The organism is Bradyrhizobium sp. AZCC 1721, from assembly GCF_036924715.1.
Taxonomy (GTDB): Bacteria; Pseudomonadota; Alphaproteobacteria; order Rhizobiales; family Xanthobacteraceae; genus Bradyrhizobium.
Genome location: NZ_JAZHSB010000001.1, coordinates 1,496,900 through 1,513,055, shown reverse-complemented (window position 1 = coordinate 1,513,055; position 16,156 = coordinate 1,496,900). Strand labels below are relative to the sequence as shown.

Below are 16,156 nucleotides of genomic sequence, written 5' to 3'. Positions count from 1 at the left end.
ATGAAGCCGGCGACTTTCATCACAACCAGTTGGGACGACGGCCATCCGCTGGATTTGCGCGTGGCCGAGCTGCTCTCGAAGTATGGTTTGCGCGGCACATTTTACGTCCCGAGGATCGCCGAGCATGAGACGATGTCGGCAGCCCAGATCCGGGAGCTCAGTCTCGCCTTCGAGATTGGTGCACATACCCTACATCACGCTGTCCTGACCGAGGCCACCGAGCAAAAGGCGTGGCAGGAGATTGCCGGCTCCAAATCGTGGGTTGAAAGCAATACCGGCATCCGATGCCTGATGTTTTGTCCGCCGAAGGGAAAGTACAGAAATAGGCACTTGGAGATGGTCCGTAAGGCAGGGTACTTGGGTGCGCGCAATGTCGAATTATTGTCGCTCGACTTGCCCCGCAAGAATGCGGGGATCATGCTGCTGCCGACCACGATCCAAGCCTATCCGCACGGCTCCTTTGCGTTCGCGAAGAACGCGGTCAAGCGCATGGCCCTCACGAACCTCTTACGGCTGATAACTCATGGTCGTTCGATCGATTGGCCTGAGTTGACGCGATCCTTGCTGTACGAATCCCTCAGATGTGGCGGCATGCTGCACCTGTGGGGACATTCATGGGAGCTGCAGGAAACCGACCAGTGGCGACGCCTGGATGAGGTTTTGCGTTGCATGAGTGAGTTCGCAATCCAAGCCCCCTCGCTTACCAATGGACAGATCTGCCAACGCGCATTGTTGTCGAGCGCGTCAACTGACGAAGTAGCGCGGCGGGAAGAAATGGACCTGTGAAAAACATGAGGTGAGACTTCGGAAGAAATGGCGCATCTCGCGGACGGAGCTTGCGAACGATCGACGTTGTCCCTGTTGGGAATATTCTCCAATGAAAATTCTGGTAGCGCATAACTTCTACAAGCAGCCCGGCGGTGAAGATCAGTGCGTGACGGCCGAGGTCGCCATGCTCAGGGCGCACGGGCACGAGGTGACGAAGTACTGGCTGCACAACAAATCGATCGATGCGATGGGTCGCCTACAACTCGCGTCGCGCACGATCTGGAGCCGCACGGCGTTCCGCGAGCTGCGAGAACTGTTTCGAACGCATCGGCCGCAGATCGCACACTTCCACAACACGTTTCCCCTGATCTCACCGGCCGCCTACTATGCCGCACGGGCAGAAAACGTTCGTGTGGTCCAGACCGTGCATAACTTTCGTCTTCTTTGCGCTAATGCGCTTCTGTTTCGTAACGGAGACGTCTGCGAAAAGTGTCTCGGGAGATTGGTCCCTTGGCCGGGCATCGTGCATAACTGTTACCGGGGCAGCCGAGCCGCCAGCACCACTGTCGCCACGATGCTTGCGACGCACCGAGTGCTGGGCACTTGGTGGAAGGCAGTGGACGTGTATATCGCTCTCACCGAATTCGGTCGGCGCAAACTCGTTGAAGGGGGTTTGCCCGCAGATAAGATCGCGATCAAATCCAACTTCGCCTACCCCGATCCAGGCCCCGGTGCAGGGACAGGTCATTATGCCGTGTTCGTCGGGCGATTGTCAGCGGAGAAGGGAGTGACGGCGCTCCTCCAGGCCTGGCGGCATCTCGGCGGTGAGCTGCCGCTGAAGCTCGTGGGCGACGGTCCTTTGGCAGCGGCAGTGCAGGAGGCCGCGGCGAAGGACACGTCTATCCAATGGATGCGAAATCAGTCACTTGAGGCCGTCTATAAGTTGGTTGGAGAAGCGACGTTTTTGGTGCTCCCATCCCAGTGCTACGAGAATTTTCCTCGAGTCGTCATCGAAGCCTTTGCCAAAGGCACGCCGTTGGTTGTCTCCAGGTTGGGGGCGATGGCCGCGATCGTCGACGATGGCCTCACCGGGCTGCACTTCCAGCCGGGAGACCCCGTCGATCTCGCCGCGACGGTGCGGCGAATCCTAGGAAGTTCACTGGAGCTCGCTCGGATGCGGCAGGCTGCTCGCCAGAAGTTCGAGCAGGATTACACTGCCGATTCCAACCACAAAACGCTTATGACTATCTATGAGAAGGCGCTCAGCAATGCTCGCGAGATATGAACTTCGAAATTGACGCGCTATCTACCAAGCGTCTCCGGCCAACCGGCAAGGACTCACGCATGCCCACGATGGTAATCAACACAGATGCAGCGAATCACGGGGATTTGCCGTCGACCCTGTTTCTGGACTTCTGAAAGCCGCGGACGAGAGCCGGGCCACAAATTTGTTCCGCGTTCTATTCGACCCCGCTGTCTTCAAGAATTTCTTGCGTTAGCAACCTAGGTTAGCTGGAATCAAGGCGCGTGGGGCGCAGGGGCACTGGGCGCTACGGCATCCGGCATAACTCTTGCGGATTACCCCGACTGCAATCCTTTCCATCGTGCCTGATCCGGCGTTCACTCTGTTGCTGCTACGAGACGTTCACCCTGTTGCCGCTACGAGGCTTGCGATCAGCGCAGTCAGGAGCTGCCCCAACCAACCGCAAGGTCCGCAACCTTGGAGCCTGGAACGCCTAGAATGACAGCGCAGCTAAAGATTAAGAAAAATGAGGGTATCCTTGCGCAAGCCTATTACGAGGAAGTCGCACGCAAAACGCTAGGAATTCTCTGGCATCAAAAACCACTGATTATAGGAATCCTTTTGCTGGCACTTTCGGCCGCATCAATCGCGCTCGTGCTAATCGGACCACGCTATTCGAGCCAAGCCATGATCCAGCTCAACTTCATTCGTGATGAGCCAGCCACCGGCGTCAAAACCCAGTCGATCGCGACCGTGGATGCTGTCGCACTTGTAGACAGCGTAGCACGCGCCATCCGCTCGCCGACGACGGCCAGCGCCGCAGTGGCTCGGCTTGGCCTTGACAGGGATCCTGACTTCGCACGCGAGTCGACCATGTGGCGCGTGCTCTTAGGCACGCGAGCAGCGCTCGGTATGAAGGCGGCGACGCCGACGCCCCGCGATCTTGCAGCGAACCGGCTGATGCGGATGGTCACGGTGACCAACCCGCCGCGCTCCTATTTGATATCGGTGGCGGTTACCGCAAGCGATCCGGAGCAGGCCACCACCCTCGCCAACACAGTTGCCTTGGAATACCTCCGCGCTCGGATGTTGCAGCAATTATCTGATTCCCAGGCCGCCGCTGAGCGCGAACTAAACCAGCTTTCCTCGATATACGGCGTACGTCACCCGAGCTACGCTCTCGCGCGCACGAGGCTGGAAACTCTGCAGAATCGCCTGATCGCCTTGCGTAATGCACCTGACGACGATGCCGCCAGTCTCGTCACAGGACAGTCATTTGTTGCGGCCGAGAGTACCTTTATCCCTTCCGGGCCTTCTATCACTTTGATACTTGGGCTTACCGCGGGCGCGGCGCTCGGTGTCGGGATATGCCTGGCTCTGTGGCTCACGCCGCGCAAACAGACCCGGGACAAAGTCGCCATCGTGGGAGGCTGCGCTGGCCAGAATGTCCGCGTGTAGCCGTCGCAATTTCGCAGGAAAGAATTTCGGATCAGTAGTTTGGCTGAGGGATGCGATCCCAGACGCACCCAGTAAACTGGCTAGATTACCGCGCAGACGACACCGCCGCGCGCCGAGTTTTGCAAAAGAGCGGTCTGCAGCAATTTCAACCGGTAAATTAATCTAGACATTTCCACCAGACGGACGGTTAACCCGCCACTATGTAACCGCGGTCAACCTTTTTTCCCAGTTGTGGGCATGCTCAATCATTGTTGGCAAATCATTTAATTCTGGCTTCCATCCCAGTTTCATGAGTTGCTCGCTGTTTGCCACAATTGAGGCGGGATCTCCCGCCCGACGGGGCGCTTGGCGAGTTTCGAAATCAATTTCCGCGACCCTCCTTACTGTGTCAACAACCTCTCTGACCGAATACCCGCGTCCATAGCCGCAATTGAGCGTTCGGGACACACCACCTTCCCGAAGACAATCGAGCGCCGCAAGGTGCGCACGAGCCAAATCGGAAACATGCACGTAATCTCGCACGCATGTCCCGTCGGGTGTCGGGTAATCGCTGCCATAAATACTCAAGTAAGGCCGCCGGTGAAGCGCTGTCTCCAGTGCCACTTTGATTAGGTGCGTCGCACCTCGTGTCGATTGACCAAGTCGTCCGGCCGGATCGGCTCCGGTCACGTTAAAGTAACGCAGGATCACATACCGCAGATCATGTGCTGCGCCTACATCAGCCAGCATATACTCCGACATTAGCTTTGACCTTCCATAAGGCGAAAGCGGCGCTGGATCAGCTGTCTCCTTTACGGGCGCAAAACCTGGGTTGCCATAGACTGCAGCCGTTGAAGAGAAAACAAAGTGCTTTACGTTTCCCCTCACCGCAGCTTGTAGCAGAGCATGTGTTTTGACCGTATTGTTGAGATAATAGTTGAGCGGATCGGCGACTGAATCCGGAACGACTATTTTGGCGGCGAAATGTAGAATAGCCTCAATCTTATGGTTTTGTACGAGACGCAGTACAAGCTCCGTATCTCCGACGTCGCCGGCAAAGAAAGGGACGCCTGGCGGAACTGCCGTTGTGTTACCAGTCGACAGATCATCCAGCACAATCGGAATTTCACCCCGATCGAGAAAAGCGAGAACTGCATGACCGCCAATGAACCCGGCACCCCCCGTGATCATTATCGTCATTCGGCACTCCTTTCGACGAGTCACAAGCGAGCGCCAACGTAGAAAACTCTGAGCGCAATGCGCATCGCCATCTCCAACTGACTACCGTGAGGCGGTCGGCGACAAGCCGATGCCTATTTCAAAGTTTCGATCCGCGTCTTCGCATCCTCAATGCCGCCTGCCCGAGCTCGTTCATATAGTTCGCGCGCCTTCGTAGGATCCCCCGAGATTCCGCCTGCGCCCCACGATTGCAGCACGCGCGCGTCATAAGTCTCGGCCAGCATAAAGGCGGCTCGCGGGCTGCCGCGCTCAAGAGCATGTTCGAGTAACAGGCGAGCGCCGCTAATGTCAGCTTGCCGGAGCAGTGTGTCTGCCCGAGCAAGCAGCCTCTGTTCGTCCACGTGGAAGCGAGAGGAAGCGGCGTCCGCCGGCGTAGATCGCTCTGTCTCCCTGGCCACTTCCGGATCAAAATCCGATGCGGCTTCGCGAGCGGTCGACTTTGGCTCAGCGGGCGACCGTCCTGGGGTCGAAGCGGCGGCCGCCGCAGAGATCTGCTCCGCTGAGCGCCTCTTTTCCTCAGTCGTGCTCGAAGGGGGCTCGCCCATCCGCTCGGGCGAGCTATTAACGGCCGGCTCGCGTGATTGCAGGGCATGCAGAGCGTTCAAGGCGGCGATCTGCCGGTTTGCGGCTTCGAGTTCGCTCCTGACAGAGGTAAGTTCGCGCGCAAGTGCCTCTGCTCCGTCTCGCTCCCGTTTCATCGTCTGCTTTTGCTCGACCTCTGCCGCGGCGGCTGGCGTAACTTCCTGGCCTATAATCCGCGCGGCATCGAGTTCTGCCCGGACCGAGGCAAGCTCACCCTCAAGCGCGTCTGCCCTGCCGCGCTCCTGTTCGAACGCCTGCCTCTGCTTTCTCTCCGCCTCGGTGGCTCGCACGGCGTCCGAGCCTGCGATCCGCGCGGCATCGAGTTCTGCCCGGACCGAGACAAGCTCACCCTCAAGCGCGTCTGCCCTGCCGCGCTCCTGTTCGAGCGCCTGCCTCTGCTTTCTCTCCGCCTCGGTGGCTTGCAGGTCTTCAAAGCCTGCGATCCGCGCGGCATCGAGTTCTGCCCGGACCGAGACAAGCTCACCCTCAAGCGCGTCTGCCCTGCCGCGCTCCTGTTCGAGCGCCTTCCTCTGCTTTCTCTCCGCCTCGGTGGCTTTCAGGTCTTCAAAGCCTGCGATCCGCGCGGCATCGAGTTCTGCCCAGAGGGAGGCAAGTTCACGCTCAAGCGCGTCTGCCCTGCCGCGCTCGTGATCAAGCGCCTGCTTTTGCTTGATCCTTGCCGCTTCAGTCGCGGATCGCATCGCATCGAGCTCTTCTCGGAGTGACGAGGTAAGTGCACGTGCAAGGACTTCAGCACTGTCGCACTTCTGTCCATGTTCAAGCGCGTGCCTTTGCTCGCAAGCCGGGGCGCATTGCGGCGCTTGCGCGGCTTCGCCCTGCGCTGCATCTAACTGTTGAATGGGTTTGAGCCGATCTGCGAGAACATCGCTTTTCTCACGGCCCGATTTGAGATTCTGCTTGTGCCCGACGAGCGTCGTTTCAACGACCCGCGGGACCACTAAGGATTTGTCCCGCAAGGCGTTAGACCGCGCGATCTTGGGTTCCATTTCGGTTGGTGCAACGAACGAGAGGGCGCGGGTATCGCTTTCACCGCATAGCCCCTTGTCCGCCGCAGCTTCAATAAAAGCCCACAGAACACACACTGCTAAAGCAAAAGATGCGCGTGCAACGCCTCTGCTTGTTCGGCGTGAGCCCTCGAATGTTCTGAACCTAGGCAATTTGGACCTCGGCAGCCAATGGGTTGGCAAAAAAGCAATCGACGCGCCCTCCTTTGAGATGAAACGCCCCGAATGGGCTGTGGTCATGTCACCGGTGTGTTGGTCCACCAGGAAACTGGGTTTCCGTCCTTGGAGCCACCTCAATAGCCAGCCAGAGCCTGCAAGCCCATCAGTCTGAAAGACAATCGCGATAACTCAAGTTTGGTCCTAGGGCATAGTGATTTCTTATGACACAGCCTTCACCGGTCGTTTGTCGATCTCGCAGTAGAGGTAATCAAAAGGGAGTAGCAGGATCAGTCGCTGCAATTAAGTAGATGACCCGACCCGCTCACTCGCGCATCAAGTTCTGCAAAAATATCGAGCGCCTCTTGCGAATATGCCCAAGACCTCGTGCCAATTAACACGTTTGCAGGCGACAGATTCTCGGAGCCCTTTTGCAACGTCAAGGTAATGCTCTGGACGTGCTCAAGGACCAGAACGTAAGCCGCAAATTGCGCGCTATTGGCCGTCAGCACGAATTCCACGGCTCGCTTGATCAAATTGACTGGTGTCGTGAATGAATTCGTAAAGCGATGACGTTCGGATTGGTTGGCTGCGCCTAGAGCAAAAAACGATGGGAAGTCCGCGGTATTCAACGGCAGGTCGACGCCTCCCAGTACCGTCCTGCCACTTCCTCTCCTTTCTGCCGCTACACAAAGAACGCGAGGCATCCCCGGACCTGTTCGCCGAGCGAGGCCGCTGCAATGAATGCAGTGAACAAGCCGACCCGAACCGCTCCGCAAACCCGCATTGTTCAAACCTCTTCCGTAGACCAGCCCTCCCTTAGGCGTCCCCTCCTCTCACCGTTAGGGAAAACACTTGAACCGACGAGTCCCACTTTGGAGTGATCTCAGAAACCGCGCCGCATCTCGGCCTCAGTTGAAATGCCGGCCTTAGCGCAGCTGATCGGGATCCGGTCGTGACACCATGCGCAGCATGTCGTGCCCTTCCAGGTCGACACGCTCATTGCAGATTTCCCCCAGGGTTGCCACTGCTTCTGCGGCACAATCGCGAAGGCACCGCGCCGTTTCGCAAAGGGCTTCGAAACTTCCGCGAAGTTGGTCGAGGCCATCATCATGATGTTGAGCGCAATCTTGCCAGCGCTGCTCACGCCCGCGGGGTGGGATTGAGCCGTCTGCGAAAGCGTCTTAATCGCCGCGAAGCTAGGGGACCTGATCTCAAGGGGGAGTACCTGATTTCAAAGGGGGAGTATTGTCGCTTCGCGATATGGCGAGCGCCGCGAGCACTGTCCGATTGCTGATTTCAAGCTTCTGAAAAATGTGATGGAGATGAACTTTGATAGTGCCGTCGGCAATGTTCAGGCGGCGCCCGATTTCCTTGTTCGACAATCCTTCGGACACCAACCGCATAATCTGGCGTTCGCGTTCTGTCAGCATAGCCAGCGCGTTTTCCGTAATCGCGATATTTCTTTGTTCTTCAGAAGCAGCCTGACTACAGGAGGGAAGCGGCAACAGCCTTCGGCCAGCCGCGACCTGCCGCAAGGACTGCACGAGAATTTCAGGCGCCACATCCTTCAGAATGACGCCGTAGGCGCCGGCCGCGGCTGACAAAACGAATTTGCGGTCGTCGACAGATGCGGTGAAAAAGATCACCCGCGTGGAAAGCCCCTCTGAGTTAGCGATGGTGAGGATCTCCAGCCCAGTCAAGTCAGGCATTGAGATGTCGAGAAGGGCGATGTCCGGAACCAAATTGCGAATCGCTTCCAAGCAGCTTTTTCCATCACTGCAACACGCAACAACTTCAAAGCCACTTTGCCCGCGGAGTACGCTCATCAAACCTTGAATGACCACTGGATGGCGATCGGCGAGCACCACACGCGTGCACTGCATGGCTGCTCCTTAGCCTTGCCTTTGAGCCATTTAACGCCGGGCATCCGCGCATGTTTCCTGGAGCCGTCCTTTTTTGAAACATGCGCAGCATTGAATTTGCCGCGGCGCAATGCACATCACAGCGCATAGTATTTTGTCACGAGAGACCCGAGGCTGCTTGGCTGTCGCTTGCGACAACCACAACATCCATCACCACCTGCTCCTCCCGCCTATAACCAAAGATATATATTGATATCGGGAATTCACCTCTAGTATTCATAAAAGGTTCACTAAACCTGAAGCTGGGAGCTCTTGAAATCTAACTGACACAACCTGCAACGGTCACAGACGTTCGACACCAGGATTTCCAACTGGGAGAGACACCTCGCCCGGTGACAAAAAAATGAATGAGAGGGTCCAGCTCGAGACCCCCAGATGTACGCTTTATTTTTTGAAAAAAAGGGTGGGGGAGGATTGCCATGCGGAGCCGCCGCCAATCTTTTGCAGCCATTCTTGTTGGAAAAAGCATATTATTCAGAGAAGGACTTGCTAGTATCCTGCGCTCCGTCAATTTCCGTATCATAGCCTCGGCATTATGCGCCGATGATTTGCCCGCAACCAAACTCCCACCACACCAGCTGTTGTTTCTCATTGTCCATACAGGAGATAACTTTGACTCCGCCGTTGAACAAATCGAACTTTTCAAAAATCAGTACCCGAGCGGGCGAATTGCGATCGTGGCCGATCAATATGGGGTAGGCGAGGTGGCTTCAGCATTTCGGGCAGGTGCTAACGGCTATTTCGTCGATGTGATGACGTGCGATGTTTTCATCAAATCCCTTGAACTGGTGATGATGGGTGAAAAAATCTTTCCGCCCGCATTTCTGTCTTTCGTCCTCGATCCCGAGGGGGAACACTTGAGCGGGACGGCATCGAGCGACGAACGCAACGATCAGGCGATGCTCCTCGCAGCAGCGGATAGGATCGAGCCGCACCTTTCCCAGCGCGAGAAATCGATCCTTCGCTGCCTGGTCGAAGGCCACTCCAACAAATGCATCGCGCGAAAAATGGATATTACAGAGGCCACCGTTAAGGTCCACGTCAAAGCGATCCTTCGCAAGATCCGGGTCCAGAACCGGACACAAGCGGCAATCTGGGGTATGAATAACGCGTTTCTGACACAATCGACAAGCAACAACTCACCTGCCCTCGATCGCCGATGGGAGCCGATGACTTCTCAAGCCCGCCAGGCTGATCACTGAAATCGAGCGGGTCGGGGCATCGACACCGCTAACGCGGTGAACCACGAAAGAAATCGAAACAAATCACGGTAAGGCGCCAACTTGCTGGAGAAACAGCACCTACACTTTGGAGGGGCACGGAGGCGACCACAGTATGCATGAGAGCCGTGACGCCGGCTACTCGTCTGATCAGGACACTCACCAAAGCGATCTAGGACGTTCCCGTTAGGAACGACTGAGCGGCTCTCGCAGAGCGGAAGCCCTCGCGGCTCTCTTGGGTTGTTGAGCCCGGAGGACGACCCTCGCATCATCCGTGCTCGTCCCTTGACAGCGGGCGCACTGACTGGGGCTGCCGTTGCCGGCGGGATCCCGGAAATCGCTTCTGCAAAGGTTGTGTGTACCGAAAACCCCATCCGAGTTGATGACGTGATAGAAACGCCTAAGCTGGTGGAATGATCGGGCTGCTGTGTTTCGTGCTAGCCGTCCTGGCCTCGCCCTTCAAGTCGAAGTTGCGGCTGGAAGCGGAGAACGCGGCGCTTCGACATCAGTTGATTGTCTTGCGGCGCAGGCTGCATGGTCGCGCCAGGCTGACGAACCAGGATGGCTGGTTCTTGATCCAGCTGTAGCGGTGGTTTCCCTCAATCCTGCAGGTCCTCACGATGATCCGGCCCGAGACGCTCGTGCGTTGGCACAGGGCCGGCTTTCGCGGCTACTGGCGTTGGAAGTCGCGCCCACAGGGAGGGCGACCGCAGATCGACATGGAGCTGCGCGGATTGATCCGGCGGATGAGCGTCGACAATCCGCTTTGGGGCGCGCCACGCATCCACGGCGAACTGCTCAAGCTCGGCTTTAGCGTCGCTCAGTCGAGCGTTGCCAAGTACATGGTCAAGCGACGCGGGCCGCCAAGCCAGGAATGGCGAACCTTCTTGCGCAACCACATGCCGGACATCGCCGCCATGGACCTCTTCGTCGTTCCAACGATCGGTTTCGAGCTGCTCTATGGCTTCGTCATCCTCCGGCTCGATCGCAGAGCGCTCGTCTGGATCAACGTCACAACAAACCCGACAGCTGAATGGATTGCACGCCAGCTAACCGAGGCTTTTCCCTGGGACGAGACTCCGCGCTACCTGATCCGCGACCGGGATCGGATCTATGGCACCGTCGTCACACGTCGACTGCGGGCCATGGGCATCCGGGACAAACCGACCGCATCGGCCTCGCCATGGCAGAACGGCTATGCCGAACGAATCATTGGATCAATCCGGCGAGAATGTGTGGACCACGTCATTGTCTTGGGCGAGGCGCATCTGCGCCGAATTCTGCAATCGTATGCCCGCCGGCGAATTACGGGGAAAGGAACGATTTCAGCCATTGCTCGACCCTCCTGCTGCTAGGTGGGTAGCGGCCGTCCCCGTCGCCGCGATTAAACGGCCGGAAACCCCGGCTTTGTCGCGGCGGAAACTGAAGCGAGCGACAGCGGCGCGGCGCCAGTTGGTAGTGCCGGCTCTGTCTCGGCAAGCTTCATGTTGGCCGCCTCGGGAACATACGACATGGTCCTCACCAGCATCTTTAGCTCGTAGACCTCGGATGCAAGCGCGTCTGTTCGGTGTTGCATGAGCCTGAGTTGTCGGTACTGGAGGGCTGCGAGCACGAATGTGCTGGCAAGTAGAATGTACGCAATGGCATCATCAAATAACCAAAGGAAACCCTGCAACATGACGCGGCTCCCAATGTGCTTAAAAAGCTAAAATTAGCCGCCTGATTTTCACCGGTCCACCATCGCCAGATTGTTTGCCATGATCGATGCACCGGAGCGATCGAAGCCCGTAGGCAGCTGCTCCGCGTTAGCGAGGACGTTGCCCTCCCATCAAAACCAAAGAAGCCCGCCGGGTTGAGTCGGCGGGCCTCCTACGCGGTTACTCCCCGCGGGAGGCCTTGGGGGCTAGGCACCGGGCCGGCGGGGCCGACGTTTCATCACCAATAGCCATTGACCCGGCTAAAGCCGCAGTGCCGCCAATGCCTGCGGCTGTTGCTTTAGCCAGAGAGTTGGCTTTCCTCGTTCTCCAAGGAAATCAAAAAGGAAATCAAACGCCGCCGCCCTGACGGCTGGCGGCGTATTTTTCGATCTCTGCATTCCAATGAAGGGCGACGTTCTTCGCTCCCGCAAACTGATTGTTGATCAGAAACGTGCCCACGTCCCGGAGGTAACCGGCAAAGTGCTCGCCATCGTCGCTTAGCTGCATGACCTCTGGCGGTGGAGCGGGTAGCCCAGCGCCATGTGCCCGATTTAGTAAGGCTTGCAGGTCCGGCATGCGGTCACTTATGCAGGTTGGCCACCGTTGGTTAATCTGGCCAGCGCGCTCAACAATGAAGTCTGAAAATTCCCTCAGATCGTATCCCAGCAGTGCAAGCTCCGCTTCTCTTTCGGCGCTTCTGCTGCGAAATAACGCATCAACCCACAAGCCGATCGCCAATCCGATCAGGAAAGTCAAAGCTGGATAAAAGAACCATTGTTCCGTGACTGCAGCAGCCTTGGCGAGCGCCCACTGGAAACCGTTTGAGGGGTCGTCGAGATACCCAATTCGGTCTCCCCATTTTTCAATGGCTTTGGCAATCAATATACCGGCGCCGAGGGACCCGAGGATCCATAGGCTTGCCTTCCTTGCCGCAGATCGCCAATTCATGGGACACTCCGCTGCACCGAAGTTAGCTGAACGTCGATAAGTGGCAAGTCAGCCTGAACTGGCGGGCCTTGGTGCGCTCGAAGTCGCTGTTCGCCCAAAAGTGCCGTCGCCGTTGGCGGCCATGAATTCGGCCCGGCCATGAGGCCGGGCGGAACGCATGGCGGCCGAATCAGGCGCGGGCGGAAGTAGCGGAGATTGGTTTGAAACCCTGCTCCCGGCGGGACCTGACGCCGGCTGGTCGAACGAATACGATCCGCCGCCTGCTGATTTGCTCACGAAATCACCTTTCCAGGGGGCAGCCGTCCACGGGCACCGGAACGTTTTGCCCCACTAGCGAGTCATAGAGGGCGATCGATCCCGGTTTTGCTGTTGGATCGAACATGGAAAAAGGGGCCGCCTATGCGATCTCGGCCATCATCGTCGGCTTCGGTCTTTGGATCCTTATTGCCGGCCTAAGCTCCAGTGCACCCGCATTATGGATTTGCGCTGGTCTCATCCCCATAGTGATCGGGCTCATCAGCGCTTTCGGCCCTACTTAAAATCCCCCGCCCCTCTGGGGTGCCTCTGCGCGTTCTAGTCCCAAAGACCGCGGCTGACCGTGTCGCCCCGGGTCGCGGTCCCGTCCTCGAACAGGACCTCATCCAGCGATTCAAGAGGACTGTTGCCGAACTTGCGATATTTAGTTGGGAACGCGAGGTTCTGGGCTCTGATGTAGTAGTAGATCTTTGCGCTGATCTGGTTGCGATCAAGTCTTCCTTCGAGGAGGGATACGATCACGTCGTTGACTACGACGTCCCTGTCCGGAAAATTTTCAGGCACCATCGCCTGGATGATTTGATAGTCGGCCTGATCCCAGTCGTACCTGAAAGTCCCGGCTGCCACTGCTAGCACAGGATTGTTGGCTCTCCCGATCCTCTTTTCAATCGCGGCCAGCACGAACCCGTTGAACTCTGGGTTCTCACGTCGAAAGCGGTAAAACGCCACAGGGTTGACGAGTATCAAAGATGGATTTCGAGGACCTCCGCCCATCGGCATGCCGTGAATGATCTGATTAACTGTCACCCCGTTCCGCAGCGCGCTCGAAGCTTTTGCTATGTCTCCCGGTCTGAGGACGCCAGCTCTGGCATTACGAAGTTTGTCACACTTTCGGCAACGCCTGCACTCGTACCCGTACCTGAAATAGACGCGCCCGCGGTCCAGCGAGTGGCCGTATTTGCAGAGCCTCATGTATAATTTCGGAGACTTCATTGCGTCCGCGGCCTTCGCATTCGCAATAGCAAGCTGGTATGGGCGCGGTCCTCTTCATCGCAATTCCGGCGCTGATCCAATGGGCTAAAGACCGCGCAAACGTCGTGAACGTCCGCGCGGATTGTTTCGTGGACTTCCTCCCGACGAAGCTGCCTCCCGGAGGGCGCGTCACCGTGGTTCAATTGTCGTCAGCCCCCGAAACTCCGCACCAAGCCGGCCAATCAACAATCAAGTACGGTGATGCCGGAATGATGACCGGATGGCCGCAGGGATCTCATGCCTACAAATGTGAGATCAGAAATCTCAGTTCGCCTTCACTCTTTGACGTGGCGATTACACTTGCCGTCGACTTTCATGGGGTGGTTAAATCTGATCCAAAACTCCACTAAGTCCCCTTTTGCTACGATTTCTGGGATCAGCGCCTCGTTCATGCATCAGAAGGACACGGATCCTCGACTGGTGATTAATCGCAATTTGCTAGACAGTCCCAAGTTTAGCCCGAACGGCATGTAGCGAGATCCTGGGGCGTGGCCTCGTCCACCTCCCCGCTTGGACTTTGACCAACCCGAGTAGCCCGCCCTTCCCTGCCCCGAACACGAGCGCCCCGGCGCCGGCACATCGATGCCGTCCAGGATCGCCAGCGAGGGCACGGGGAACGGATTTAACGCAATCCCGCCTCCTATGCGTCGGCGCACTAGGCGGCCCGGCGCGCGACGATTCCGGACGACGGACGCCGGGCCCCTCGCCACTGCGGCCACCCCGAAATGGCGAACTCGGGCTGGGTCCGATTCTTGGCGAAAATGGGCGCGTCGTTCTGGAGCAGGTTACGGCGCGTCACCGGCTTTCCTAGGCCCGCCGATGCTGTAGGGCTTGTTGAGGAAGTAGTCGCGGTTGCCTAATGCCTTCTCCGCGTACTGATCGATCGCGACCGTGATCGCCTGGACGTGCTGATAACAGTAGCCTTCACGCGCAGCCCGCTGGCGCACTTCAGCAAGCGCCCTGATCCATGGCGAGTTGTCCGCCTTCTCGTCGTACCATTTGAGCCGCTCTGGCATCACCAGCTCCGGCCACCGAGCACGCGACCTATCGTCGGTCCGCCCTGCTCCTTCCTGAGCCGGTCCCGCTCTGCGCAAAGACCTTCAATCTTCGCCAGCATCCTGCCGAGCAAGAGCTCAGCCGCCGCTGTGGCGATGCCGGCGCGCTGAAGCTGCAGGATCTCCCTGCGCTGCCTTCCGACCTGGACGCGCATGTGCTCGATTTCGGAACGCACGTGCCGTAGTCCCATAGCGCTTCCTCAAATCTCTCTCTGGATTTTTCGAATAAGCCCCTCGGCCCGGCGCCTGAGCTGGTCGTAAAGGCGAAGCCGCCTGAACAGGGTCTCGATTTCACGATCGGTCGTCATTTGGCGATAGTACAAAACAAGAACAAGATGACAAGCCGCTACCGATAGTCTTGGACAAGATGGAACACCCAAGATCATTGCCCGAGTAGATTTATTGCCTTGGTCCGCCTCGTTTGAGGATCCAATACCGCTTCCCGATGGTCGGCGGCTCCTCACGTTGAAGGATGCCGCTACCTACATCATGGATCTGCCGAAGGCCGAGCACTCAGCGCCGGAATGGCAGGCGGCGATGGAGGCGCTAATCTTGGTTGCGGAGAGCGGCGGGCCGACGATGCTGGCCCGTATCGGCGTCATGCGGGCGTTAAATCGTCACGTCGAGCGGGTCTTCAACGCCGATCGCAAAAGTCATCACTGGGGCAGGCGCAAACTGAAGAGAGACCAATGACCGTCTTTGTCTACATCGACACCAGCAAGCAGGTTGGCGATCCCGAGCACATCAAGGTGTTCGCCACAGGCTGCTGCTTTCCAATTCCAACTAGCGGAGAGCGAAATGGCTGAAAGGATCGATGTTGAGGTTATCGGCAAATCGCAATTTGAAGTCGCCCACGAAATGGCGAGGTTCATTCTCATCAATATGGAAGGGCGTCAGGTGAAAAGCATAAAGCGGCATGAGTTCTTGCATTTGGTAGCTGATTGCATCGAGGCCTTGCGGGGCATCAAGGTCAAGGAGATTATCAGCTAAAGAGTGAGGCTGGCACTCCTTGGGCTGAATGCAGAAGGAGGCTCTGATGCGCATTCTGGCCTTGGCGATTTTGACGATCGGGATGGTCTCTCCGGCGACTGCCCAGATGTACGATCCGGCTTATCCAGTTTGCCTGCGCCTGTACGACCGGACCATCTATTACGAATGCAGCTACACGTCGCTGCCCCAATGCAACGCGTCGGCATCGGGCCGATCGGCACAGTGCGTCATCAATCCATATTTCGCGAGTTCGCAAGAGCCCGCGGGCTATCGGCGGCATCGCCGGGTCTACTAAAGTGAACCGCATTGGCCGTAGGACCGCTTACGCCATGCTGGTGATACTGGTGCTGGCTATTGTCTGGCAGGTGCTCGGGTCGCTGTAGCGGCCCCGGCAATACGCAACGCACCGGGGCCGCCAGCGCTTGGAGAAACCCCCGGCTTGGGGAAGTAGCCGGGGGTGAGCAGACTAGACCTCAATCGGACCTATCGTCTGTACGGCCGCTGACAAAGGGCAGGCCGCGCGAACCACCTGCCTGTGCCGCGAATGAAAGAAGCTGCCCTGAGCTAGCGGCCTCTTCGCAAAG

The 16,156-nt window shown here is 57.8% G+C and carries 19 protein-coding genes; 10 read left to right on the top strand and 9 right to left on the bottom strand.

Annotation, left to right across the window (positions count from 1 at the left end; translation table 11 throughout):
• The 3 genes from V1273_RS07400 (at window position 1) to V1273_RS07390 (ending at window position 3,469) form a co-directional block, all read left to right on the top strand.
• Window positions 1-786: a polysaccharide deacetylase family protein gene (locus V1273_RS07400; protein WP_334409175.1), complete on the top strand. Its 786-nt coding sequence runs from the start codon at window positions 1-3 to the stop codon at window positions 784-786.
• Between the two features lie 91 nt (window positions 787-877).
• Complete coding sequence (locus V1273_RS07395; RefSeq protein ID WP_334366953.1) at window positions 878-2,053, top strand: glycosyltransferase; 1,176 nt, start codon at window positions 878-880, stop codon at window positions 2,051-2,053.
• 456 nt (window positions 2,054-2,509) lie between these two features.
• Window positions 2,510-3,469 carry a Wzz/FepE/Etk N-terminal domain-containing protein gene (locus V1273_RS07390; protein ID WP_334366952.1) on the top strand — a complete coding sequence of 320 codons (960 nt, stop codon included), beginning with the start codon at window positions 2,510-2,512 and terminating at the stop codon, window positions 3,467-3,469.
• Between the two features lie 198 nt (window positions 3,470-3,667).
• On the opposite strand, the gene galE is transcribed toward V1273_RS07390, so the two are convergent.
• From galE to V1273_RS07370, 4 genes are all read right to left on the bottom strand, one after another.
• A complete protein-coding gene (galE, locus tag V1273_RS07385; RefSeq protein ID WP_334366951.1) occupies window positions 3,668-4,648 on the bottom strand; it encodes a UDP-glucose 4-epimerase GalE in 981 nt (326 codons plus the stop codon).
• A gap of 113 nt (window positions 4,649-4,761) precedes the next feature.
• Window positions 4,762-6,276: a hypothetical protein gene (locus V1273_RS07380; protein ID WP_334366950.1), complete on the bottom strand. Its 1,515-nt coding sequence runs from the start codon at window positions 6,274-6,276 to the stop codon at window positions 4,762-4,764.
• Between the two features lie 464 nt (window positions 6,277-6,740).
• Complete coding sequence (locus V1273_RS07375) at window positions 6,741-7,082, bottom strand: hypothetical protein (protein ID WP_334366949.1); 342 nt, start codon at window positions 7,080-7,082, stop codon at window positions 6,741-6,743.
• A 582-nt stretch (window positions 7,083-7,664) separates the two neighbouring features.
• Window positions 7,665-8,336, bottom strand: coding sequence for a response regulator transcription factor (locus tag V1273_RS07370; protein ID WP_334366948.1), 672 nt, complete (start codon window positions 8,334-8,336; stop codon window positions 7,665-7,667).
• A 458-nt stretch (window positions 8,337-8,794) separates the two neighbouring features.
• On the opposite strand from V1273_RS07370, the gene V1273_RS07365 reads away from it, so the two are divergent.
• From V1273_RS07365 to V1273_RS07355, 3 genes are all read left to right on the top strand, one after another.
• On the top strand, window positions 8,795-9,577 hold the full coding sequence (locus V1273_RS07365; protein WP_334366947.1) for a response regulator transcription factor: 783 nt from the start codon (window positions 8,795-8,797) through the stop codon (window positions 9,575-9,577).
• Window positions 9,578-10,008: 431 nt separating this feature from the next.
• Window positions 10,009-10,182: a hypothetical protein gene (locus V1273_RS07360; RefSeq protein ID WP_334409173.1), complete on the top strand. Its 174-nt coding sequence runs from the start codon at window positions 10,009-10,011 to the stop codon at window positions 10,180-10,182.
• A 33-nt stretch (window positions 10,183-10,215) separates the two neighbouring features.
• Complete coding sequence (locus V1273_RS07355) at window positions 10,216-10,950, top strand: integrase core domain-containing protein (protein WP_334409172.1); 735 nt, start codon at window positions 10,216-10,218, stop codon at window positions 10,948-10,950.
• 29 nt (window positions 10,951-10,979) lie between these two features.
• Here V1273_RS07355 and V1273_RS07350 read toward each other — a convergent pair whose 3' ends face one another.
• From V1273_RS07350 to V1273_RS07340, 3 genes are all read right to left on the bottom strand, one after another.
• Window positions 10,980-11,273, bottom strand: a complete 294-nt coding sequence (locus tag V1273_RS07350; RefSeq protein WP_334366944.1) for a hypothetical protein — start codon at window positions 11,271-11,273, stop codon at window positions 10,980-10,982.
• A 367-nt stretch (window positions 11,274-11,640) separates the two neighbouring features.
• Window positions 11,641-12,240 (bottom strand): hypothetical protein, encoded by a 600-nt coding sequence (locus V1273_RS07345; RefSeq protein ID WP_334366943.1) that lies wholly within the window; start codon window positions 12,238-12,240, stop codon window positions 11,641-11,643.
• 573 nt (window positions 12,241-12,813) lie between these two features.
• Window positions 12,814-13,467, bottom strand: coding sequence for a hypothetical protein (locus tag V1273_RS07340; protein ID WP_334366942.1), 654 nt, complete (start codon window positions 13,465-13,467; stop codon window positions 12,814-12,816).
• A gap of 59 nt (window positions 13,468-13,526) precedes the next feature.
• Here V1273_RS07340 and V1273_RS07335 point away from each other — a divergent pair, with 59 nt between their 5' ends.
• A complete protein-coding gene (locus tag V1273_RS07335) occupies window positions 13,527-13,877 on the top strand; it encodes a hypothetical protein (protein ID WP_334366941.1) in 351 nt (116 codons plus the stop codon).
• Between the two features lie 435 nt (window positions 13,878-14,312).
• On the opposite strand, the gene V1273_RS07330 is transcribed toward V1273_RS07335, so the two are convergent.
• Window positions 14,313-14,543: a hypothetical protein gene (locus V1273_RS07330; RefSeq protein ID WP_334366940.1), complete on the bottom strand. Its 231-nt coding sequence runs from the start codon at window positions 14,541-14,543 to the stop codon at window positions 14,313-14,315.
• Complete coding sequence (locus tag V1273_RS07325; RefSeq protein ID WP_334366939.1) at window positions 14,543-14,773, bottom strand: hypothetical protein; 231 nt, start codon at window positions 14,771-14,773, stop codon at window positions 14,543-14,545. The genes V1273_RS07330 and V1273_RS07325 overlap by 1 nt, the downstream gene beginning before the upstream one ends.
• 274 nt (window positions 14,774-15,047) lie before the next feature.
• Here V1273_RS07325 and V1273_RS07320 point away from each other — a divergent pair, with 274 nt between their 5' ends.
• The 3 genes from V1273_RS07320 to V1273_RS07310 all read left to right on the top strand — a co-directional run bounded on the left by V1273_RS07320 (window position 15,048) and on the right by V1273_RS07310 (window position 15,867).
• Complete coding sequence (locus tag V1273_RS07320; RefSeq protein ID WP_334366938.1) at window positions 15,048-15,275, top strand: hypothetical protein; 228 nt, start codon at window positions 15,048-15,050, stop codon at window positions 15,273-15,275.
• Window positions 15,276-15,380: 105 nt separating this feature from the next.
• Window positions 15,381-15,572 (top strand): hypothetical protein, encoded by a 192-nt coding sequence (locus V1273_RS07315; RefSeq protein WP_334366937.1) that lies wholly within the window; start codon window positions 15,381-15,383, stop codon window positions 15,570-15,572.
• Window positions 15,573-15,618: 46 nt separating this feature from the next.
• Window positions 15,619-15,867, top strand: coding sequence for a DUF3551 domain-containing protein (locus tag V1273_RS07310; protein ID WP_334366936.1), 249 nt, complete (start codon window positions 15,619-15,621; stop codon window positions 15,865-15,867).
• Window positions 15,868-16,156: the final 289 nt, after the last annotated feature.

Coding starts and splice junctions, on each gene's coding strand:
- V1273_RS07400 (WP_334409175.1), top strand. CDS start 1: ATGAAGCCGGCGACTTTCATCACAACCAGTTGGGACGACGGCCATCCG.
- V1273_RS07395 (WP_334366953.1), top strand. CDS start 878: ATGAAAATTCTGGTAGCGCATAACTTCTACAAGCAGCCCGGCGGTGAA.
- V1273_RS07390 (WP_334366952.1), top strand. CDS start 2,510: ATGACAGCGCAGCTAAAGATTAAGAAAAATGAGGGTATCCTTGCGCAA.
- galE (WP_334366951.1), bottom strand. CDS start 4,648: ATGACGATAATGATCACGGGGGGTGCCGGGTTCATTGGCGGTCATGCA.
- V1273_RS07380 (WP_334366950.1), bottom strand. CDS start 6,276: ATGGAACCCAAGATCGCGCGGTCTAACGCCTTGCGGGACAAATCCTTA.
- V1273_RS07370 (WP_334366948.1), bottom strand. CDS start 8,336: ATGCAGTGCACGCGTGTGGTGCTCGCCGATCGCCATCCAGTGGTCATT.
- V1273_RS07365 (WP_334366947.1), top strand. CDS start 8,795: ATGCGGAGCCGCCGCCAATCTTTTGCAGCCATTCTTGTTGGAAAAAGC.
- V1273_RS07360 (WP_334409173.1), top strand. CDS start 10,009: ATGATCGGGCTGCTGTGTTTCGTGCTAGCCGTCCTGGCCTCGCCCTTC.
- V1273_RS07355 (WP_334409172.1), top strand. CDS start 10,216: ATGATCCGGCCCGAGACGCTCGTGCGTTGGCACAGGGCCGGCTTTCGC.
- V1273_RS07350 (WP_334366944.1), bottom strand. CDS start 11,273: ATGTTGCAGGGTTTCCTTTGGTTATTTGATGATGCCATTGCGTACATT.
- V1273_RS07345 (WP_334366943.1), bottom strand. CDS start 12,240: ATGAATTGGCGATCTGCGGCAAGGAAGGCAAGCCTATGGATCCTCGGG.
- V1273_RS07340 (WP_334366942.1), bottom strand. CDS start 13,467: ATGAGGCTCTGCAAATACGGCCACTCGCTGGACCGCGGGCGCGTCTAT.
- V1273_RS07335 (WP_334366941.1), top strand. CDS start 13,527: ATGGGCGCGGTCCTCTTCATCGCAATTCCGGCGCTGATCCAATGGGCT.
- V1273_RS07330 (WP_334366940.1), bottom strand. CDS start 14,543: ATGCCAGAGCGGCTCAAATGGTACGACGAGAAGGCGGACAACTCGCCA.
- V1273_RS07325 (WP_334366939.1), bottom strand. CDS start 14,773: ATGGGACTACGGCACGTGCGTTCCGAAATCGAGCACATGCGCGTCCAG.
- V1273_RS07315 (WP_334366937.1), top strand. CDS start 15,381: ATGGCTGAAAGGATCGATGTTGAGGTTATCGGCAAATCGCAATTTGAA.
- V1273_RS07310 (WP_334366936.1), top strand. CDS start 15,619: ATGCGCATTCTGGCCTTGGCGATTTTGACGATCGGGATGGTCTCTCCG.